We start from the raw sequence: 18,458 nt of genomic DNA, 5'->3' as shown, positions 1-18,458 counted from the left end.
CTTGATGATTTGGACGATACCGAATTGCGTAAATTCTCTTATTATCCCAAAGATATGGTTGACTGGGCGAGGGAGCAGAAGCGCAAGCGCGAAGCCAAAGGTTAAGCTGATTAGTTTGGAAAAGCTTAAGAAAAAGGTCGTCTGAAACCGAGCTACCGACCAAGCCAAATTTTACGGGAGTAAACATGAACGAAGCCGAGAAAATTCCTTTTCATAAAAAGCGTAGGCAACATTTCCTGACAGAGGAGAAGTGGAAATACGAAATAGAGATGCGTGCATCAAACCTACAATTTTGGATAGATAAGTGGCAAGAGGAACAGACAGATTTAAAATATTTAATTTACCTAAAAGCTAATGATGATTGGCGATTTTTGCATTTAAATTACACTGCAGGCGAACCTATTTCAAATCTACCATCTATTCTAGATGATATTATTCATATTTTGGAAACATCGACACAGTTTTGGAAAGAGCATAAAAAAGAATTAGCTGAGCATGGTTATGACTCCGGTCCGTTTGTGTGGGATGATTCCGACAACTACATGAAGGTTCTCGGTCTGATTTCCGTCTGCTACCTCCTCCAACGTGAAGACTTACTTCCTCGCCTGCTTGAAGTCATTCTTGCCAATGCAGAAGATGGTCTTGATCCTGATACAACCATTGAGGATTTCTTCTACTACCGCTTCAAAGACCGTCCCGATACGGGTTATGTCCAAATGGGTGATCATGCTATTTTGATTTCGGATGCCATACGCGGTGAAACTAAAGAAAAACAACTGGAATCTCTCAGTGCCTACCTCAAAGACTGGTATCGCGAAATGGTCGGCATGAGCGACCTTGAATACCAATCCCACCTTAATCCCGAGCAAAACGGTTATTGCGGCTACTGGGCATTCGAAGCCGCCGCCATTGCTTATCTTGATGATTTGGACGATACCGAATTGCGTAAATCCCCTTACTATCCTAAAGATATGGTTGACTGGGCGAGGGAACAGAAGCGCAAGCGTGGAGACACAGGTAAAGCTGATTAGTTTGGAAAAGCTTAAGAAAAAGGTCGTCTGAAAACCCAATACGGTTTCAGACGACCTTTTTCTTAAACAATTAAAATTAGATATGGTCGATTTGTTTATGTTGGAAAAAGGTGGGAATTTATATAGATTAACCGGATGAAACAAAATTTCTTATAAAGCTGTAATTCTGGCTAACAGGGCATCGCCATTAAAAATGGTTATTAACAAAGCTAATTCATTAGGCGGAATAATGACAAAAAGATTTTAATATAGAGAAGTAAACTGATATTATTTGTCATTGTTTGAGAAGTATTATTTCATGGAGCATCCACTATGATACGCAAGATTTTTTGTTTCATTGTTTTATTCTTAAATGTTGAGATATATGGGATGTCACCAGCCCCATTTCCTGATGGGGATGTGAATATTACTTTAAAAAATAATGAACCATGCATCTATATAGACAGAGACGATTTAATAGGCGGATATGTAATTTATATATACTATTATGATAGTGATAATTCTTTTGAGTATAAAAGTGCCTTTGATAAAAATTATCCGGTAAAAGATAAATGTATACCAATGAATACACAAAACTTTCCCGGTATTGATTTAAGGGAGAATGTTAGATATGAATTTAAACTTATACCTCAAGAGTTGGTTGAATATGAAGGGTATAGTGCCTATACAAAGAGTAATTTTACTGGTTTATCAGGAGCATATTGTTTTAAAAAAATAGATGGGCAAATTGAAGTACAAGATTTTAATTTCCGTCTTAATAAATGCGTAGACCGGACTGTTTCATCTGAAAATGGTATCAAGCCTAAAAAACAAAAAAGTTGGTGGTATTTATTGATTACTTGGTTTATGGATTTGTGGTTTAAATAAATTGTAGTAAGCGTGTGGAAAAATGCCAATATTACAAATGTCTTGACCTTTTTATGTCGGACGGAGCTTTATTCTTTCGACGTATTATCTTTGGCACGTTGAGGCTGCCCCGAGCGCTGGTTGCTGCCGTTGACGGCATCGCGCCATGCTTTGCGTTCGGCTTCGATTTTTGCGGCTACTTCGTGAACCATGGTTTCTTGTTTTTTGACGGCCGGCTCTTCCGGTGTGTTGTCGGAAAAGTGGAGGCCGTACCATAAGGCGGCGAAAATGCTGCAGACGAAGATAACAGCGATCAGGCCGATGATGGCTTGTTTGCCGGCAAGGGGTTTTTCGGGGGGAGGGACGAGGACATCGAAGCAGTCGGCGCAATCGAGGGCGAAGCAGACGTTTTCGGCTTCTTTGCGGCCGCGTCGGCCTTCTGTGATGTTGAAGGAGATGTGTTGCCCTTCGGCCGGAAGGCGGGTAAGGGTGGTAAAGGCGGCAAGGGCAAGAAAGATTTCTTGGCCTGTGTCTTCTATGGTAGCGGCTCCGAAGCCGCGCTTGCTGTTCCAGCGAGTAATCGTTCCGTAATAGCGCATAATGTATGTGGGGATATTATTATAGGTAACAGTTTTTCCTTGGACTGATTTTAAATCAAAAAGTTTAGTTATTGTCTTAATTTTACACTAGATTTATCTTGTTGGAAGAAGACGGGCCGTCTGAAGGATTTCAGACGGCCTGTATGGTTTATGCCTACTTATTAAGCACTTTTTGGAAGGTGTTGATCAGGTGTTGCGCAATGGCACGGCTGCCGAATTGTTGCAGGCAATCTTGGCGCAAGCGGACGGGATCGTATTGTGCATGATTTTCGTAGAGGGTGAGCAATGCTTTGGTTAGTTCCGGTATGTTTTCGATTGGAACCAGCAGGCCGTTGTCGGATGTGACGATGGATTCGGGGCCGCCGCAGCGTGTGGCGATGACGGGCAAACCTTGTGACAGAGCTTCGATATAGACGACGCCGAAGGTCTCGGTACGGCTGGCGAGGACGAATGCGTTGCTGTGGCGCATGAGGTCTAGGGTTTGGTCGGTGGTTAATGCGCCGGTAAAGGTAACGGCGTGGTTGATGCCCAAGTCGCTTGCCAGTTGTTTCAGACGGCCTTCTTCTGCGCCGCCGCCGCCGATTTTGAGTTTGAGCTGCGGATAGGTTTTGAGTGCTTCGGCAAAGGCAGGCAGGAGCAGGTCGTGGCCTTTGAGGTGGCGCAGGTGGGAGACGCTGCAGAAGGCAAAGTCTTGATTGTTTTTTTCGGGGAACTCGAAATCCTGTTCAAAATTGCCGCCCAGCATATTGGGCAGGTATTGCCAGTCTGTACCGGCGTAGGTTTTTTCGAGAATGCGGCAGAAATCACGGCTGACGGCGAACCGGGCTGCGCTGTGGCGCACGGCTTCGTGCATGGACGGCCATTGGTTTTTGCGGACAAGGCCGCGTGAAATGGCGCTGCTGTGTTCGGTAATCACATAGGGGATGCCGTATTTTTTGAAGATGGCGCAGGCCAAAATGGCGGCGTAGTTGACGCAATGGGCGTGAATTACGTCGGGTTTACCGTTGTCGGCGATATAGGCTTCAAAAGCTTTCATGCCTGCGTTGACCCAGCGGATGCGGTCGATATCGACAACAGGGCAGCGCGGGAAGAAATACATGCTGTCGTAGGCGTAAGTATTGAGTCCGCCTTGCTGATGGCGGCGCAGGCCGTAGAAGCGCGAGAAGATGGTTTTCGGCTGACTTCTCAAGTAGCGGAACATGGGCACGACCATGCCGATTTTCATGCCTTCACGTTGCAGGGCTTGGGCCTGGAGGCGGAAAAAGATTCCGTCCACGTCGGTTTCGGAAGAGGGGTACCAAGAAGGGATAACGACAATATGCATGATGTGTTTTTTATGGAAGTAGATAACGGCGAGGCCGTCTGAAAAGAAAAGATATCTTTCAGACGGCCTTTTGTATATTTAGTTCAATCAGTTGCCGGCAACTGTCATTTTGGAAACCAAGATGGAGCCGATTTGGTTGGACGAACGGCGTAATGCGTCGTCTGCCACGCCGATGATGTCGCGGTACATATCCTGCAAACGTCCGGCAATGGTGATTTCCTGAACCGGATAGGCAATGACGCCGTTTTCCACCCAAAAACCGGCCGCGCCGCGCGAGTAGTCGCCGGTAATGCCGTTGACGCCTTGTCCCATCAATTCGGTAACCAGCAAACCTGTTCCCATTTCTTTCAACAGGTCAGCCTGCGTGGCGTGGGTGTGGTTCAGATACAGATTGTGCGCGCCGCCGGCGTTGCCCGTTGTCTGCATGCCGAGTTTTTTCGCGCTGTAACTGCTGAGGAAATAGCCTTCGACGACTCCGTCTTTCACCACAAAACGAGGCTGCGTGGCCACACCTTCGGCATCGAAATAAGTGCTGCGGAACGAGCGCAGGATATGCGGTTCTTCACGAAGGCTGAGAAACTCGGGCAGCACCTGTTTGCCGATGCTGTCAATCAGGAAGCTGCTTTGGCGGTAGAGCGCGCCGCCGCTGAGTGCGCCGATAAGGTGGCCGATTAAGCCGACGGCGACAGTGGTGTCGAACAGTACGGGGTAGCTGCCGGTCGGAACGCTGCGGCTGTTCAGACGGCGTAAAGTCCGTTCGGCTGCGGTTTTGCCGATGAGTTCGGGCGCGTCCATGTCTTCGTGACGGCAGGAAGAATCGTACCAATAATCGCGCTGCATACCGTGTTCGTCGCTGGCGACCACGCTGCAAGAAATGCTGTGGTGCGTGCTTTGCTGGTGTGCGGCAAAGCCATGGGTGTTGCCGTAAACATATTGGTAATGGCCGGTATGAACCGATGCGCCTTCGGAGTTTTCAATGCGTTTGTCCGTTGACAGCGCGGCCTGTTCGCATTGTTTGGCCAGATCGATGGCGGATTCGGTACTCAAATCCCATTCATGGTAGCGGTCGAGGTCGCCGATATGGGTTGCCATCAAAGCAGCATCGGCAAGGCCGGCGCAATCGTCTTCGGCGGTATAGCGTGCAATATCGATGGCGGCTTGGACCGTATCTTGCAGGGCGCGTTCGGAGAAGTCGGCAGTGCTGGCGCGGCCTTTGCGTTGGCCGACATAGACCGTAATGTCTAAAGATTTATCTTGTTGGAACTCGATTTGTTCGATTTCACCCAAGCGTACGCTGACGCTTTGACCGAGCGACTCGCTGAAATCGGCTTCGGCCGAGGTGGCGCCGGATTGTTTGGCCAAATCCAGCGTGTGTCCGCACAAGCGCAACAGCTCGTCCGGTGTGTGGTTAAACAGCATAAAAAGGTTTCCTGACAGGGTTTTGCGGCATTTTAACCGTTTCAGACGGCCTCTGCAAAAATCGCACGGAAAGGCCGTCTGAAAACTGATAAAATAGGCAGATTCAGAAAATCAGGGAAACACAATGTTTGAACAAGAAGACGAATGGGTCAGCAAAACCCAAATGAAAAAGCAGATGAACGATTTGCAGGCTTTGGGTATGGAATTGACCAAGCTTTCCAGCGATACGCTGAAAAAAATCGGCTTGGACGAAGAGCTGTTCGAGGCGATTGCCACCTATAAAAAAATCACGTCTAACAGCGCGCTCAAACGTCAAGCCCAATTTATCGGCCGCCTGATGCGCGATACCGACCCTGCGCCCATCGAAGCCTATTTGGCCAAACTGCGCGGCGACAATACGGCGCACAATGCCTTTTTGCAACGCGTCGAGCAGGCGCGTACCCGACTGTTGGCAGACGATGGCGCGATTACCCAATTTATGGCCGATTTTCCGCAAGCCGACGCTGGCAAATTGCGCACCTTGATCCGCAACACCAAAAAAGAGCAGGAACAAAACAAGCCGCCGAAAAACTTCCGCGCGCTGTTCCAAGAAATTAAAGCAGTGATGGAGGCCGGTCAATCCGACGTTTCAGAAGAAGGGCAGGATTGGGAAGAATAAACCTTAAGGCCGTCTGAAAACGGATTGCGGTTTTCAGACGGCCTGTATCGTAATACCGAAGGAGGATGACCATGAAATTTCGCCACTCTGCAATCGCCTTGCTGGTTGGTGTATTGACCCTCAATGGATGTACTACCGACCTTTGGGAAAGAAATAGCCCTTTCCATCAAACCACAACCGAAAAAACCGTCGCTAAAGACAATATTCAAGCATTTGGCGTGGTTGCCCAAGACAATACGCAACTGGAAACAGGCAGCTTGGTCATGATGGGCAAAAAATATTGGTTTGTCGTTAATCCTAAAGATTCGGCCAAGTTGAAGGCGGTTTTGGATGCTAAGCTGAGCAAACGATTTCAAATGGTTCGGCAAAATCCAAAACAGGTGTATGAGGCTTTGCCGGTCGAATTGAAATCCCCTGAAGCGCAAACTTTCCGCTCGAATTTCTGCCTGCGTTACGATACTCAAAAAGCTGCCGAGATTGCCAAGTTAAAACAGCTGGCGTTCAAGCCGGTCGAACTTGATGGTAAAACTGTCTACACACGGTGTATTTCTACCGAAGGTCATTATTATGCAACGCCCAAAAATGTTGCCGAAGACCGCCGTTTTGACACTGCCGTCCCAGTCAGAATTTATTATGTGGAAACCAAAAAAAGCACCGACGTTCGGAAGTTGACGGGGAATATCCTGAAAACGCCATTCACATTGGCTTTGGACGCAGTCGGCGTAGTGATAGCAGGCTCATATGTCGTGATCGGTGAAATTATCGATGCTTCACGCAAATAATATCCAAGGCCGTCTGAAAACAGATTGCAGGTTTCAGACGGCCTCCTCCTTAAAATAAACGCTTCAAAAAGATTAATTTTCTCTTTGATTTAATCCCACACACCATGTCCGTCAAAATCCAAACACGTTCCATTAATCCGACTGTTTTTAACGACTTGCTTACTGCCGGTACCGATCCTTTGATTGCGCGGCTGTGTGCTGCGCGTGATGTGCAAAGTCCGGCCGAGTTGGACGACAAGCTTGCTGCGCTTTTGCCGTATCAAACGCTGACAAACTGCGAAGCCGCCGCCGACCGTTTGGCGGATGCGATTGAGCGTCAGGAAAAAATCCTGATTGTCGCCGACTACGATGCCGACGGCGCGACGGCGTGTTCCGTCGGGATGAGCGGTTTGGCGGCGATGGGGGCGAAAGTGGATTTCCTTGTGCCCAACCGCTTTGAACACGGCTACGGCTTAACGCCCGAGCTGGCTGAAATCGCGGCCGAGCAAGGTGTGGATTTATTGGTGACGGTGGATAACGGTATCGCCAGCATTGCAGGCGTGGCGCGTGCGCAGGAATTGGGTTTGGATGTGATTGTGACCGACCACCATCTGCCTGCCGAGACCGTACCCGACTGCATCATCGTCAATCCGAACCAAAAAGACTGCGGTTTCCAAAGCAAAAGCTTGGCGGGCGTGGGCGTGATTTTTTATGTATTGATGGCTTTGCGTGCCGAACTGCGCCGTCGCAATTATTTTTCAGACGGCCTGAAAGAGCCGAATCTGGGCGATCTTTTGGATTTGGTCGCACTCGGTACCGTCGCCGATGTCGTCACTCTAGACCACAACAACCGTATCCTCGTGTCTCAAGGTTTGAAACGGATGCGTTTGGGTAAAATGCGCCCCGGCATCCGCGCCTTGTTTGAAGTAGCGCGAAGGGATTGGCGCAAGGCTCAGCCGTTTGATATGGGCTTTGCGTTGGGACCGCGCATCAATGCGGCCGGACGGCTGGACGATATGTCGGTCGGTATTGCCTGCCTGTTGGCGCGAGATGATGCCGAAGCGCAGGAACTGGCGGCTCAGTTAAATAACCTTAATATCGAACGCCGTGAAATCGAACAGTCTATGCTGCAAGACGCGTTGAATGATTTTCCCGAAACCCTGCCTCCAGGTCAGACGACTTTGGTGGCGTATCGCGACGACTTCCATCAAGGCGTGGTCGGTATTGTTGCCAGCCGCCTTAAAGACCGTTTTTATCGTCCGACCATCGTGTTTGCGCCTGCCGACAACGGCGAAGTGCGCGGTTCGGGTCGCTCCATTCCCAATCTGCACCTGCGCGATGCTTTGGACTTGGTGTCTAAACGCCATCCCGATTTGATTTTGAAATTTGGCGGACACGCAATGGCGGCGGGTTTGAGCATACTTGAACACAATATTCCCGCGTTTCAGACGGCCTTTGAAGAAGCCGTGCGTGAGATGGTGTGCGAAGACGATTTGTCGCAAACCTATATTACCGACGGCAGTCTGCCTGCCCGCGATATTACGCTGGAACAGGCGCAGAACCTTGCCCGACACGTTTGGGGGCAGGGCTTCGCGCCGCCGAGTTTTACCGATGAATTTCACGTTGTCCGCCAGCAGCCTTTGGGCGCGGAAGGCAAACACAAAAAAGTCTGGCTGCAAAAAGACGGCTACGAATTTGAAGCCATGTTCTGGCGTTGCAGCGAAGACATTCCCGAATACATCCGCACGGTGTACCGCCCCGTTGCCAACGAATGGCGGAATAATCTCGAATTGCAGCTTTATATCGACTACTGGGAAGCCGCGTAAGCAAAGGCCGTCTGAAAAATGAAAAAACAAAAACCTTGGCTCGGCTTTTCATTGACGCTGCTTGCCACCATGACTTGGGGCTCGCTGCCGGTTATCGCCCAACAAGCCTTAAAAGCCGTCGATGCGCCCACTTTAGTGTGGATACGCTTTTTAGTGGCTTCGCTGGTGTTGTTTGCGTTGTTGGGACTGACCGGCAAGCTGCCGAGGCCGTCTGAATTTTCCAGGCAAACCTTGTTTTTATTGGTGCTGGGTATTATTGGTATTTCCGCCAACTTCGTTCTCGTTGCCCTGGGTTTGCACTATATTTCGCCGACCACCACGCAGGTGTTGTGGCAGCTCTCGCCCTTTACCATGATTTTGGTCGGCGTAGGCGTGTTTAAAGAAGCCTTTACGCACTGGCAAAAAATCGGCTTGATGCTTTTGCTGACGGGTTTGGCCATGTTTTTCAACGACAAATTCGGCGAACTTTTCAGCTTGGGCAGCTACGCGGTCGGCGTGATGATGGCGGCTTCGGGCAGCATGATTTGGGTGTGCTACGGTGTGGCGCAAAAACTTTTGTCCAAACATTTCAATTCGCAACAAATCCTGCTCATGATTTATTTTTGCAGCAGCTTTGTTTTCCTGCCGTTTGCCGAACCGTCGCAAATCGCCCATATCGGCAATCCGTTTTTATGGGGCTGCTTTATCTATTGCTGCTTGAACACGCTGATCGGCTATGGTTCATTCGGCGAAGCACTCAATCATTGGGACGCTTCAAAAGTCAGTATCGTCACCACGCTGATTCCTGTATTCACCATGATATTTTCCACCATCGGCCATCATCTCGCCCCCGATTATTTTGCCGCTTCGGATATGAATATCGTCAGCTATGTGGGTGCCATGGTGGTTGTGGCCGGAGCCTTGCTGGCTGTGGCCGGAGAGAAAGTAATGGGGCTTTTTTTGAGAAAGATATAAAGCATTTATTGCAAAACAGAATAAAGCAAGGCCGTCTGAAACAGGTTTCAGACGGCCTTTATATGTTCTAAATCAGATTAATGTGAATCGCCGAATCAATAGAAGCCTTCGCGTTCTTCACGGGTGCTGATGTAGATGTTTTTCACTTGGGTGTAGGCGGCGAGCATCATTTTGTGGGTTTCGCGGCCGATACCTGAAGTTTTGTAGCCGCCAAACGGCGCACCGGCAGGCAGGCGGTTGTAGCAGTTTACCCAAACGCGGCCGGTTTCCAATGCGTTGGAAACGCGCAGGCAGCGGTTGATGTCGGTACTCCACACTGCGCCGCCCAAGCCGTATTCACTGTCGTTGGCCATTTTGATGACTTCTTCTTCGGTTTTGAATTTAATCACGGTGGCAACCGGGCCGAAGATTTCTTCTTGGGCAACACGGGCTTCGTTGCTGCTGGCTTCAATCAAAGTAGGCTCGACAAATTCGCCTTTGCCCAATTCGCCTTCGATTTTTTTACCGCCGGTAATAATGCGGCAGCCTTCCTGTTCGCCGATTTTGACGTATTTCAAAATGGTCTCGAGTTGACCGGCATTGACTTGCGAACCCATTTGGGTGTCGTCTTCCCAAGGCAGGCCGACTTTGATTTTTTTGAATTCTTCAGCCAAAGCATTGACGAATTTGTCGTAAATTCCTTCTTGTACAAAAATGCGCGAACCGGCGCAGCACACTTGGCCTTGGTTGAACAAAATACCTTTTTGCGCGCCTTCGAGGGCTTTGTCGAAAGGCATATCGTCGAAGAAGATATTGGCAGATTTGCCGCCCAACTCCAAAGTGGACGGAATCAGTAATTCGGCGGCGGCGATGCCGACACGGCGGCCGACTTCGGTTGAGCCGGTAAAGGCCAGTTTGTTGAAGCCTTTGTGGTGCAACATGTATTCGCCGGATTTGGAACCGCGGCCGGTAATCACGTTCAACACGCCTTTAGGCAGCAAGTGGTTGATTTTTTGAGCGAGGGACAACAGGCTCAATGAAGTGCTGGAAGAAGGGTGGATGACGATGGTACAACCTGCGGCCAATGCCGGAGCGATTTTCCATGCGGCCATCAAGAATGGGAAGTTCCAAGGAATGATTTGGCCGACAACGCCGATCGGTTCGCGCAAAACGATGGACAGGTCTTCGGCATCAAGTTGGGTCGCAGTGCCTTCTTCGCCGCGGATCACGCTGGCGAAATAGCGGAAATGGTCGGAAGCCAAAGGCACGTCGGCGGCGCGGGTTTCGCGGATCGGTTTGCCGTTGTCCAAGGTTTCTTGCAGGGCAAACAATTCGGCATTTTCGTCGATCACATCGGCGATTTTGTTCAAAATGGCTGCGCGTTCGGCAGTCGTGGTTTTGCGCCATGTTTTGAACGCTTCTTGCGCGGCGGCGACGGCAGCATCAACATCGGCATCGGATGCGTCGGTAAATTTAGCCAGCAATTCGCCGTTGGCAGGATTGTATGAATCCAAAAGCGCGCCGGGTTTCGTCCACACGCCGTTAATCAAGAGGCCGTACTCTTTATCAAACACATTTAAATCTTTTGCCATAATGCTGTCTCCTTAATGAATGGGAAGGCGTATTTCTGCGCCATAAAAACAGCTTATGCTTTTTTCTTTTTAAGTTCAAGTACTAAAAATGAGAATGTTCTCAAAATTTACATTTGCAATGCTGTTTCATGTAGTAAGCCATCTGAAAAATAAAGGATTTGATTGAAATGAAAGTGTATTTGTTAATATATTTAAAGATTCAGACGGCCTGAATAGTATTTGTTATGGTATAACATCATAACTTATTGTTTTAAAAAAGATTATGGGTTGACGTCTTCGGATATGGGGAGTATTCTCATTCATAGCTAAACAGTTTTTCAACACCCTAGGAGACTTTCTCATGAAAATGCATGCTGTGGTAGTAAATAAAGATGTAGCAGGTGATGTAGAAGTTGTTGAACGCGAACTGCGTCCGCTGGAATACGGTGAGGCGTTGGTGGAAGTCGAGTATTGCGGCGTGTGCCACACCGACTTGCACGTTGCGGCAGGCGATTACGGCGACAAACCGGGTCGCGTGTTGGGACACGAAGGCATCGGTTTGGTGAAAGAAGTTGCCGACGGTGTGAAAAATCTGAAAGTCGGCGACCGTGTCAGCATCGCATGGCTGTTCCAAAGCTGCGGTTCTTGCGAATACTGCAATACCGGCCGCGAAACCTTGTGCCGCTCTGTATTGAACGCAGGCTATACTGCCGACGGCGGCATGGCGACCCACTGTATCGTCGATGCGGACTACGCCGTTAAAGTACCCGACGGTCTTGACCCTGCGCAAGCTTCGAGCATTACTTGTGCCGGTGTGACCACTTATAAAGCGATTAAAGTTTCCGGTGTCCGTCCGGGCCAATGGATTGCGATTTACGGCGCAGGCGGTTTGGGCAACTTGGCGGTTCAATACGCGAAAAAAGTATTCGGCGTGCACGTTGTCGCCATCGACATCAACGATGAAAAACTGGCATTCGCTAAAGAAAGCGGCGCTGATTTAGTCATCAACGCCGCCAAAGAAGACGCTGCCAAAGTGATCCAAGAAAAAACCGGCGGCGCACACGCAGCCGTTGTTACCGCCGTATCCGCCGCCGCGTTCAACTCCGCTGTGGACTGCGTCCGTGCAGGCGGCCGCGTCGTTGCCATTGGTCTGCCGCCCGAATCTATGGACCTGTCCATCCCGCGTCTGGTCTTGGACGGCATCGAAGTGGTCGGCTCTCTGGTCGGTACCCGTAAAGATTTGGAAGAAGCATTCCAATTCGGCGCAGAAGGTTTGGTTGTGCCTAAAGTCCAGTTGCGTGCTTTGGATGAAGCGCCTGCCATCTTCCAAGAAATGCGCGAAGGTAAAATTACCGGCCGTATGGTGATTGATATGAACAAAGAGTGCAGCTGCATTCATCACTAATCAAATGATTCCGTGATAAAAAGGCCGTCTGAAACTTTTCAGACGGCCTTTTTTATTGGACTGGATAAATTAAAGCGTAAAGCTGCTTTCAAATACGCGGATTTCTCCGCTGATAGGATCGGTAAACTCTATTTTTTTAGCCAGAAGTTTTAAAGGTCTATCGTAGTCTTCATCACCGGCCGCCAATGGAGTAGGGTAAAGCGCATCGTTCATCAGCGGCATGTTCAAACTCATCATATGCACGCGGAGCTGGTGTTTCTTTCCGGTATGCGGCGTGAGGCGGTAGAGGCTGAATGCGCCGCGGTTTTCGATAAGTTCGATGGTTGTGTGGGCGTTGGGTTTGCCTTCCGTTTCCCGCGTGAGAAAGAATTTTTCGCCGCGTTCCATTCGGGATGAAATATCCAGCGGATAGTCCAAATCCGTCCGTGTCGGTGCCACCGCTTCATAGGTTTTTTGTACGGTTTTTTCTTGGAACATAGTTTGATAATCGCGACGCGTGGCAGGGTTGAGCGAAAGCAGCATAACGCCTGCCGTATCTTTATCCAAGCGATGAATCGGCGTAATGTCTTCAACATTCAAATGCTGCAATTCCGGCCGCAAACGCAGGCGCGTGAGCAGGGTTTCCCGCAAAAACCTGCCGCTGGGGATGACGGGCAGAAAATGCGGTTTGTCCACCACAATCAAATGCTCGTCAATATGCAAAATCTTTTCTTCAAACGGAATACGCGGCTCGCTCTCACGGCTGGTTTCACGGTAATAGAACATCGTCTTGCCGGGTTCGAACAAAGTATTCTCATCAAACGGCACGCCATCCGCGCCCACCACAAAACCGCTGTTCAGCCGCCGCCGCCAGTTTTCTTCGCCGACAAAGGGAAAATGAGCGCATAAAAAATGCAGCAGCGGCAAGCCGTAAAACTGCTTTTCATGCGGCAAAACCAAGTAGCTGGGTTTGACACCGTCTAAAAGGGGTAGGGGGTTGGTACGTTTTTTCATGTGGCGGATTGTACTCGGTTTTTAGGTTTTTTCAGACGGCCTTGTTTATATGGAAAATAAACTTCTAATAACGGATATGTATTGATGCAGGTTTTGTGCTTAAATAGATTCTTCAAACGACTAGATAAACTGGTTTCTTTGGAACTTGCTTTTGTGGCATAAATTAGATAAATGATAAAGAACAATTTTTGAGAAAAGGAGAATATTATGCAGAGAAAAATCGGCATAATCATCATGTTATCCGTATTTTCCGTATCCGCTATGGCGGGAGGGGAAGTTCGGCTTGGCAAGAGTAAGGCATACGATAATGAGTATGAACTTGTGGTAGAGCATGAAGTCAATGAAGAAGGTTCACAATTAAATCAAGACGAGTATGCCGCACATCCAATACGCAACGATAGCGGTGTCATGCAGTCAGGAAAAGTGGCTTCAGGCAGACAAGCTGTTTCCCAATACGGAAAACCTAATTTGCCGCCTGTACGCTTAAATCCGCATCCTTCACGACCTTGATTTCAAAATCAAAGGGCTGCTCCATTTGTTTGGGCAGCCCTTTTGTTGGCTCACTCACATTTTTGTTTGCGCAAAACAAGTTTGTAATCGGTTTTGATGCCGGTTTGATCGCCAATCATCTTAAAATCATCTATCAAACAACGGTTTTCCGTACATTTCAACGTGAAATCTGCACCGACCCTATGGCCGTCAAATTGTTTAAATGTTGCCCGGACGGTATGGGGAGAAGTGACTTTGACTTGCAAGGTTTTATGGAAGTTGTCAGGATGATCCTGACCAAAGCCCAAGTAGTAATGTATCGGCATGTCACATCCCATCTCCATATCGGGTTGCTTACGGATATTTGTTTCGAATTTATTGAATTGTCGGATGATTTTTTGTAGTTCAGGCGTGGTAACACGATTGTGTTCAGAGTCTAAATCCACTTTAGACAGATAAACTTTTTTGACTAAATCTATTTTTGCTTGATTATTTGTGGCGTTATTTGCAGCCGTCGCTTGGGAGAATAAGCTGGTGGTGAACAAGCCGATAACAAAAAGAGAGCGTAGTGTTTTCATGATGTGTATAGGGATGGGATGAAAAGAATCCAAGTATAACGGCATTGAATCTATATTGAATATGTTTCTAAGAAATTTAAGTTGAAAAGCAGGGGAGGGATTGGAATCATTGAATGTGATTCTGCAATCTGCTTTATAGGTCGTCTGAATGCGAAAACCGATTTCCAGACGGCCTTTTGATTTGTTCCCAACCTCACAAACCCTTAAAAATCAGCTATAATGCCCAACTATTTGATTTTCGCTTATCCCATATTGAAATGGCACAAAAAATTCAATCTGTAAAAGGTATGAACGACCTTTTACCTGTCGAACAAAAAGATTTCAAACTGACGGCTGCGTTTTGGCAGGCGTTTGAAGATACGGTCGGCCGCTGGACACGCGCTTACGGCTATCAGCAAATCCGTACGCCGATTGTCGAGCAAACCGGTTTGTTTGTCCGCTCCATCGGCGAGGAAACCGATGTGGTCGGCAAGGAAATGTACACCTTCTCCGATTCAAACGATTCTTTGAGTTTGAGCCTGCGTCCTGAAGGTACGGCTTCTTGTCTGCGTGCGGTAGTCGAACACAACCTTCTGTACAACAGCCCGCAAAAGCTGTGGTATATGGGGCCGATGTTCCGCCGCGAGCGTCCGCAAAAAGGCCGTTATCGTCAGTTCCATCAGGTCGGTATCGAGGCTTTGGGTTTTGAGGGGCCGGATATTGATGCGGAAATCATCGCGATGTCAGCCGACTTGTGGGAAAAATTGGGTATTCGCGAATACCTGACTTTGGAAATCAACAGCTTGGGCAACCGTGAGGAACGTGCGGCACACCGTGCGGCATTGGTTGAATATTTGACCCGCTATGAGGCGCAACTGGACGAAGACAGCAAACGCCGTCTGAAAACTAATCCTTTGCGCGTTTTGGATACGAAGAATCCTGATTTGCAGGAAATCTGCAATGCGGCGCCGCGTCTGGTAGATTACTTGGGCGAGACTTCGCAAAACCACTATGCACGCTTCAAGGCGATGTTGGACGGTTTGGGTATCCAATATGTTGAAAATCCGCGCTTGGTACGCGGTTTGGATTACTACAATCAGACGGTTTTTGAGTGGACGACCGACAAACTCGGTGCGCAGGCGACTGTGTGCGGTGGCGGCCGTTACGATGGTTTGATTGAAGAGCTTGGCGGTAAGCCTGCGCCGTCTATCGGCTTTGCGATGGGTATTGAGCGCCTGCTGCTTTTGGTGAACGAATACGGCTCGCTGGAAGTGAACGCTGCGCCTGATGTCTATGCAATGCACCAAGGCGAAGGTACGGACTTGCAGGTGATGAAATACGCGCAAGCCTTGCGCGTCCAAGGTTTCAATGTGATGCAGCATTCCGGCTATCAGAGCCTGAAAGCGCAAATTAAAAAAGCAGACAACAGTGGCGCACGCTTTGCCCTGATTGTGGCTCAGGATGAGCTGGCAAATGGTACGGTTACCCTGAAAGATATGCAGGGCAAACACGAACAACAAACCGTTGCCGCCGCTGATTTGACAGACACTTTACAACAATGGAAGAACGCATAAATGGCAGCCCATTTGGAAGAACAACAAGAGTTAGACAACTTTAAATATTTTTGGAAAAGCATCGGCCGTTGGATCTTTGCCTTGCTGATCGTGGCGGCTTTGGGGTATTTGGGTTACACCATTTACCAAGGCCAAAAAGCCTCGAAAGACCAGGAAGCCGCCGCCGTATTGGCGCAAATGGTGGAAAAGGCGCAGCAAAAAACCGACCCAAAAGCCATCAATGCCGATTTGGCCGAATTGCAAAAAAACTATCCTGATTCTATTTCGACAGCCCAAGCTACGTTGATGGTGGCGGCGACCGAGTTTGATGCCGGCCGTTATGATGTGGCGGAAGGTCATTTGAATTGGGTGCTGAAAAATCAAAACGCACCGTTGGTTCAAGCTTTGGCGGCGCAGCGTTTGGGCGTTGTCCTGTTGCAGCAGAAAAAATACGATGCCGCCATCAATGCCCTGAATACTCAGGTTGAGGCTGATTTCGAGCCTTTGATGTTGGAAACCAAAGGCGATGTTTACGTTGCTCAAAATAAAACCAAAGAAGCCGTACAAAGTTACGAAGCTGCTTTGAGCAAAATGCCGCAAACTGCAGTAGGCCGCGAATTGTTGCAAATGAAAATCGACAGCTTGAAATAAGTTTGTTTGAAATCAAGGCCGTCTGAAGTTGCAATGACTTTTCAGACGGCCTACACTTATCCTTATCAACCGTGTTTTTAAAACACCTGCTTGTGTTCCGCTCCCGTTTTTAAGCGGCACTTGACACAGAAAGACTCAATCATGAAACCAACCATCGCGCTTGTCGGCCGCCCCAATGTCGGCAAATCTACTTTATTCAACCGTTTGACGCGCACCAAAGACGCGCTCGTGCATGACCTGCCCGGCCTGACGCGTGACCGACATTACGGTCATGGCAAAGTCGGCAGCAAACCTTATTTGGTCATCGATACCGGCGGTTTTGAGCCGGTTGTGGACAGCGGCATTTTGCACGAAATGGCAAAACAAACCTTGCAGGCTGTCGATGAAGCCGATGCGGTTGTGTTTTTGGTGGACGGCCGCACCGGTTTGACGCCGCAAGACAAAATCATTGCCGACCGTTTGCGCCAAAGTCCGCGTCCTGTTTATTTGGCTGTGAATAAAGGCGAGGGCGGCAATAGGGCCGTGCTTGCTGCCGAGTTCTATGAACTTGCACTGGGCGACCCTTATGTTATTTCAGGTGCGCATGGCGATGGCGTGTATTACCTGATTGAAGATATTTTGGAAACCTTCCCAGAGCCTGAAAAGGAAGAGGAAGAAGCGAAACATCCTGTTTTTGCTGTAATCGGCCGCCCAAATGTCGGTAAATCAACCTTGGTAAACGCCATTCTCGGCGAAGAGCGCGTGATTGCTTTCGATATGGCAGGCACGACGCGCGACAGTATCCATATCGATTTTGAACGTGAAGGCAAACCGTTTACCATCATCGATACCGCAGGTGTACGACGTCGCGGCAAAGTGGATGAAGCGGTGGAAAAGTTCTCCGTTATCAAAGCCATGCAGGCAGTTGAAGCGGCAAATGTTGCTGTTTTGGTGTTGGATGCACAACAAGATATCGCCGACCAAGATGCGACGATTGCAGGTTTTGCTTTGGAAGCAGGCCGTGCCTTGGTGGTGGCGGTCAATAAATGGGACGGTATCAGTGAAGAGCGCCGCGAGCAAGTGAAACGCGATATCAACCGCAAACTGTATTTCCTTGATTTTGCTAAGTTCCATTTTATTTCTGCATTGAAAGAGCGCGGTATAGACGGTTTGTTTGAAAACATTCAGGCTGCCTACAACGCGGCGATGATTAAGATGCCGACGCCGAAAATCACGCGTGTCCTGCAAAGCGCGATCGAGCGTCAACAGCCGCCGCGTGCTGGCTTGGTGCGTCCGAAAATGCGTTATGCCCACCAAGGCGGCATGAATCCGCCGGTGATTGTGGTACACGGCAATTCGCTGCATGCGATTTCAGACAGCTATACGCGCTATTTAACCCAAACATTCCGCAAAGCCTTCAATCTGCAAGGTACGCCGCTCAGAATTCAATACAATGTTTCGGAAAACCCGTATGAAAATGCGGAAGACAAACCGAAGAAAAAACCACTGCGCCGTGTCAGCCTGAGCAACCGTATTGAGAAACGCGAAGGCCGCAAGGAAGAGAAAAACCGCTTCAAGAAGAAAACCAAAGTCAGCGTGAAAAAACAATTCAGTAAATAAACACAAAGGCCGTCTGAACAATTTTAGACGGCCTTTTTATAATGAAAAACAGCTTGTTAGAACTTCATGGCATATTTTTGATAGGGTTTGCCGAATTTAAAAAACATCAAATTTGAATTTGGAATTGTTGTGAATATGAAAATGAAACAGTCAGTTTGTCGTGAAGTTCCCTTATTACTGGATTCCTAAACGGTGTGATAGAAAAAAATAGTTGGTAATTTATCCTATTCGGGGCTACAATCC

Annotated in this window: 17 protein-coding genes; 11 read left to right on the top strand and 6 right to left on the bottom strand. The window is 48.7% G+C overall.

Annotated elements, in window-relative coordinates:
• Nucleotides 1-443: 443 nt before the first annotated feature.
• Nucleotides 444-1,031, top strand: a complete 588-nt coding sequence (locus HMPREF2700_RS06240; protein WP_283129685.1) for a PoNe immunity protein domain-containing protein — start codon at nucleotides 444-446, stop codon at nucleotides 1,029-1,031.
• Nucleotides 1,032-1,343: 312 nt separating this feature from the next.
• Nucleotides 1,344-1,898, top strand: a complete 555-nt coding sequence (locus tag HMPREF2700_RS06235) for a hypothetical protein (RefSeq protein ID WP_070591005.1) — start codon at nucleotides 1,344-1,346, stop codon at nucleotides 1,896-1,898.
• Nucleotides 1,899-1,966: 68 nt separating this feature from the next.
• On the opposite strand, the gene HMPREF2700_RS06230 is transcribed toward HMPREF2700_RS06235, so the two are convergent.
• The 3 genes from HMPREF2700_RS06230 to pmbA all read right to left on the bottom strand — a co-directional run bounded on the left by HMPREF2700_RS06230 (nucleotide 1,967) and on the right by pmbA (nucleotide 5,219).
• Nucleotides 1,967-2,476 carry a cold-shock protein gene (locus HMPREF2700_RS06230; RefSeq protein WP_070591004.1) on the bottom strand — a complete coding sequence of 170 codons (510 nt, stop codon included), beginning with the start codon at nucleotides 2,474-2,476 and terminating at the stop codon, nucleotides 1,967-1,969.
• A gap of 154 nt (nucleotides 2,477-2,630) precedes the next feature.
• Nucleotides 2,631-3,800 (bottom strand): glycosyltransferase, encoded by a 1,170-nt coding sequence (locus HMPREF2700_RS06225; protein ID WP_070591002.1) that lies wholly within the window; start codon nucleotides 3,798-3,800, stop codon nucleotides 2,631-2,633.
• Between the two features lie 87 nt (nucleotides 3,801-3,887).
• A complete protein-coding gene (gene pmbA / locus HMPREF2700_RS06220; protein WP_070591000.1) occupies nucleotides 3,888-5,219 on the bottom strand; it encodes a metalloprotease PmbA in 1,332 nt (443 codons plus the stop codon).
• 124 nt (nucleotides 5,220-5,343) lie between these two features.
• Between pmbA and yjgA the strand changes: the two genes are divergently transcribed.
• The 4 genes from yjgA to HMPREF2700_RS06200 all read left to right on the top strand — a co-directional run bounded on the left by yjgA (nucleotide 5,344) and on the right by HMPREF2700_RS06200 (nucleotide 9,418).
• A complete protein-coding gene (gene yjgA, locus HMPREF2700_RS06215; protein ID WP_070590998.1) occupies nucleotides 5,344-5,877 on the top strand; it encodes a ribosome biogenesis factor YjgA in 534 nt (177 codons plus the stop codon).
• Between the two features lie 71 nt (nucleotides 5,878-5,948).
• Nucleotides 5,949-6,659 carry a hypothetical protein gene (locus HMPREF2700_RS06210; RefSeq protein ID WP_070590997.1) on the top strand — a complete coding sequence of 237 codons (711 nt, stop codon included), beginning with the start codon at nucleotides 5,949-5,951 and terminating at the stop codon, nucleotides 6,657-6,659.
• Between the two features lie 104 nt (nucleotides 6,660-6,763).
• A complete protein-coding gene (gene recJ, locus HMPREF2700_RS06205) occupies nucleotides 6,764-8,464 on the top strand; it encodes a single-stranded-DNA-specific exonuclease RecJ (protein WP_070590995.1) in 1,701 nt (566 codons plus the stop codon).
• Between the two features lie 18 nt (nucleotides 8,465-8,482).
• Entirely contained in the window at nucleotides 8,483-9,418 is a 936-nt protein-coding gene (locus HMPREF2700_RS06200) for a DMT family transporter (RefSeq protein ID WP_070590994.1), read from the top strand.
• Between the two features lie 95 nt (nucleotides 9,419-9,513).
• Here the strand turns inward: HMPREF2700_RS06200 and HMPREF2700_RS06195 are convergent, their stop codons facing one another.
• On the bottom strand, nucleotides 9,514-10,989 hold the full coding sequence (locus HMPREF2700_RS06195) for an aldehyde dehydrogenase family protein (protein WP_070590993.1): 1,476 nt from the start codon (nucleotides 10,987-10,989) through the stop codon (nucleotides 9,514-9,516).
• Between the two features lie 340 nt (nucleotides 10,990-11,329).
• Between HMPREF2700_RS06195 and adhP the strand changes: the two genes are divergently transcribed.
• Nucleotides 11,330-12,373 (top strand): alcohol dehydrogenase AdhP, encoded by a 1,044-nt coding sequence (gene adhP, locus HMPREF2700_RS06190; protein WP_083303963.1) that lies wholly within the window; start codon nucleotides 11,330-11,332, stop codon nucleotides 12,371-12,373.
• 69 nt (nucleotides 12,374-12,442) lie between these two features.
• On the opposite strand, the gene HMPREF2700_RS06185 is transcribed toward adhP, so the two are convergent.
• Complete coding sequence (locus tag HMPREF2700_RS06185; RefSeq protein WP_070590991.1) at nucleotides 12,443-13,366, bottom strand: RluA family pseudouridine synthase; 924 nt, start codon at nucleotides 13,364-13,366, stop codon at nucleotides 12,443-12,445.
• Nucleotides 13,367-13,573: 207 nt separating this feature from the next.
• Between HMPREF2700_RS06185 and HMPREF2700_RS06180 the strand changes: the two genes are divergently transcribed.
• Complete coding sequence (locus tag HMPREF2700_RS06180) at nucleotides 13,574-13,876, top strand: hypothetical protein (RefSeq protein WP_070590990.1); 303 nt, start codon at nucleotides 13,574-13,576, stop codon at nucleotides 13,874-13,876.
• A gap of 50 nt (nucleotides 13,877-13,926) precedes the next feature.
• Here the strand turns inward: HMPREF2700_RS06180 and HMPREF2700_RS06175 are convergent, their stop codons facing one another.
• Entirely contained in the window at nucleotides 13,927-14,433 is a 507-nt protein-coding gene (locus HMPREF2700_RS06175) for a hypothetical protein (RefSeq protein WP_283129684.1), read from the bottom strand.
• A 257-nt stretch (nucleotides 14,434-14,690) separates the two neighbouring features.
• On the opposite strand from HMPREF2700_RS06175, the gene hisS reads away from it, so the two are divergent.
• The 3 genes from hisS to der all read left to right on the top strand — a co-directional run bounded on the left by hisS (nucleotide 14,691) and on the right by der (nucleotide 18,215).
• Nucleotides 14,691-15,986: a histidine--tRNA ligase gene (gene hisS / locus HMPREF2700_RS06170; protein WP_070590989.1), complete on the top strand. Its 1,296-nt coding sequence runs from the start codon at nucleotides 14,691-14,693 to the stop codon at nucleotides 15,984-15,986.
• A complete protein-coding gene (locus HMPREF2700_RS06165) occupies nucleotides 15,987-16,616 on the top strand; it encodes a YfgM family protein (protein ID WP_063076036.1) in 630 nt (209 codons plus the stop codon).
• A gap of 141 nt (nucleotides 16,617-16,757) precedes the next feature.
• Nucleotides 16,758-18,215, top strand: a complete 1,458-nt coding sequence (der, locus tag HMPREF2700_RS06160) for a ribosome biogenesis GTPase Der (RefSeq protein WP_070590987.1) — start codon at nucleotides 16,758-16,760, stop codon at nucleotides 18,213-18,215.
• Nucleotides 18,216-18,458 lie beyond the last annotated feature (243 nt).

The organism is Neisseria sp. HMSC068C04 (genome assembly GCF_001810105.1).
In the GTDB taxonomy this organism is placed as follows: domain Bacteria; phylum Pseudomonadota; class Gammaproteobacteria; order Burkholderiales; family Neisseriaceae; genus Neisseria; species Neisseria flavescens_B.
Note: the sequence above shows the minus strand (reverse complement) of the source record. Positions and strands in the feature narration are given on the sequence as shown.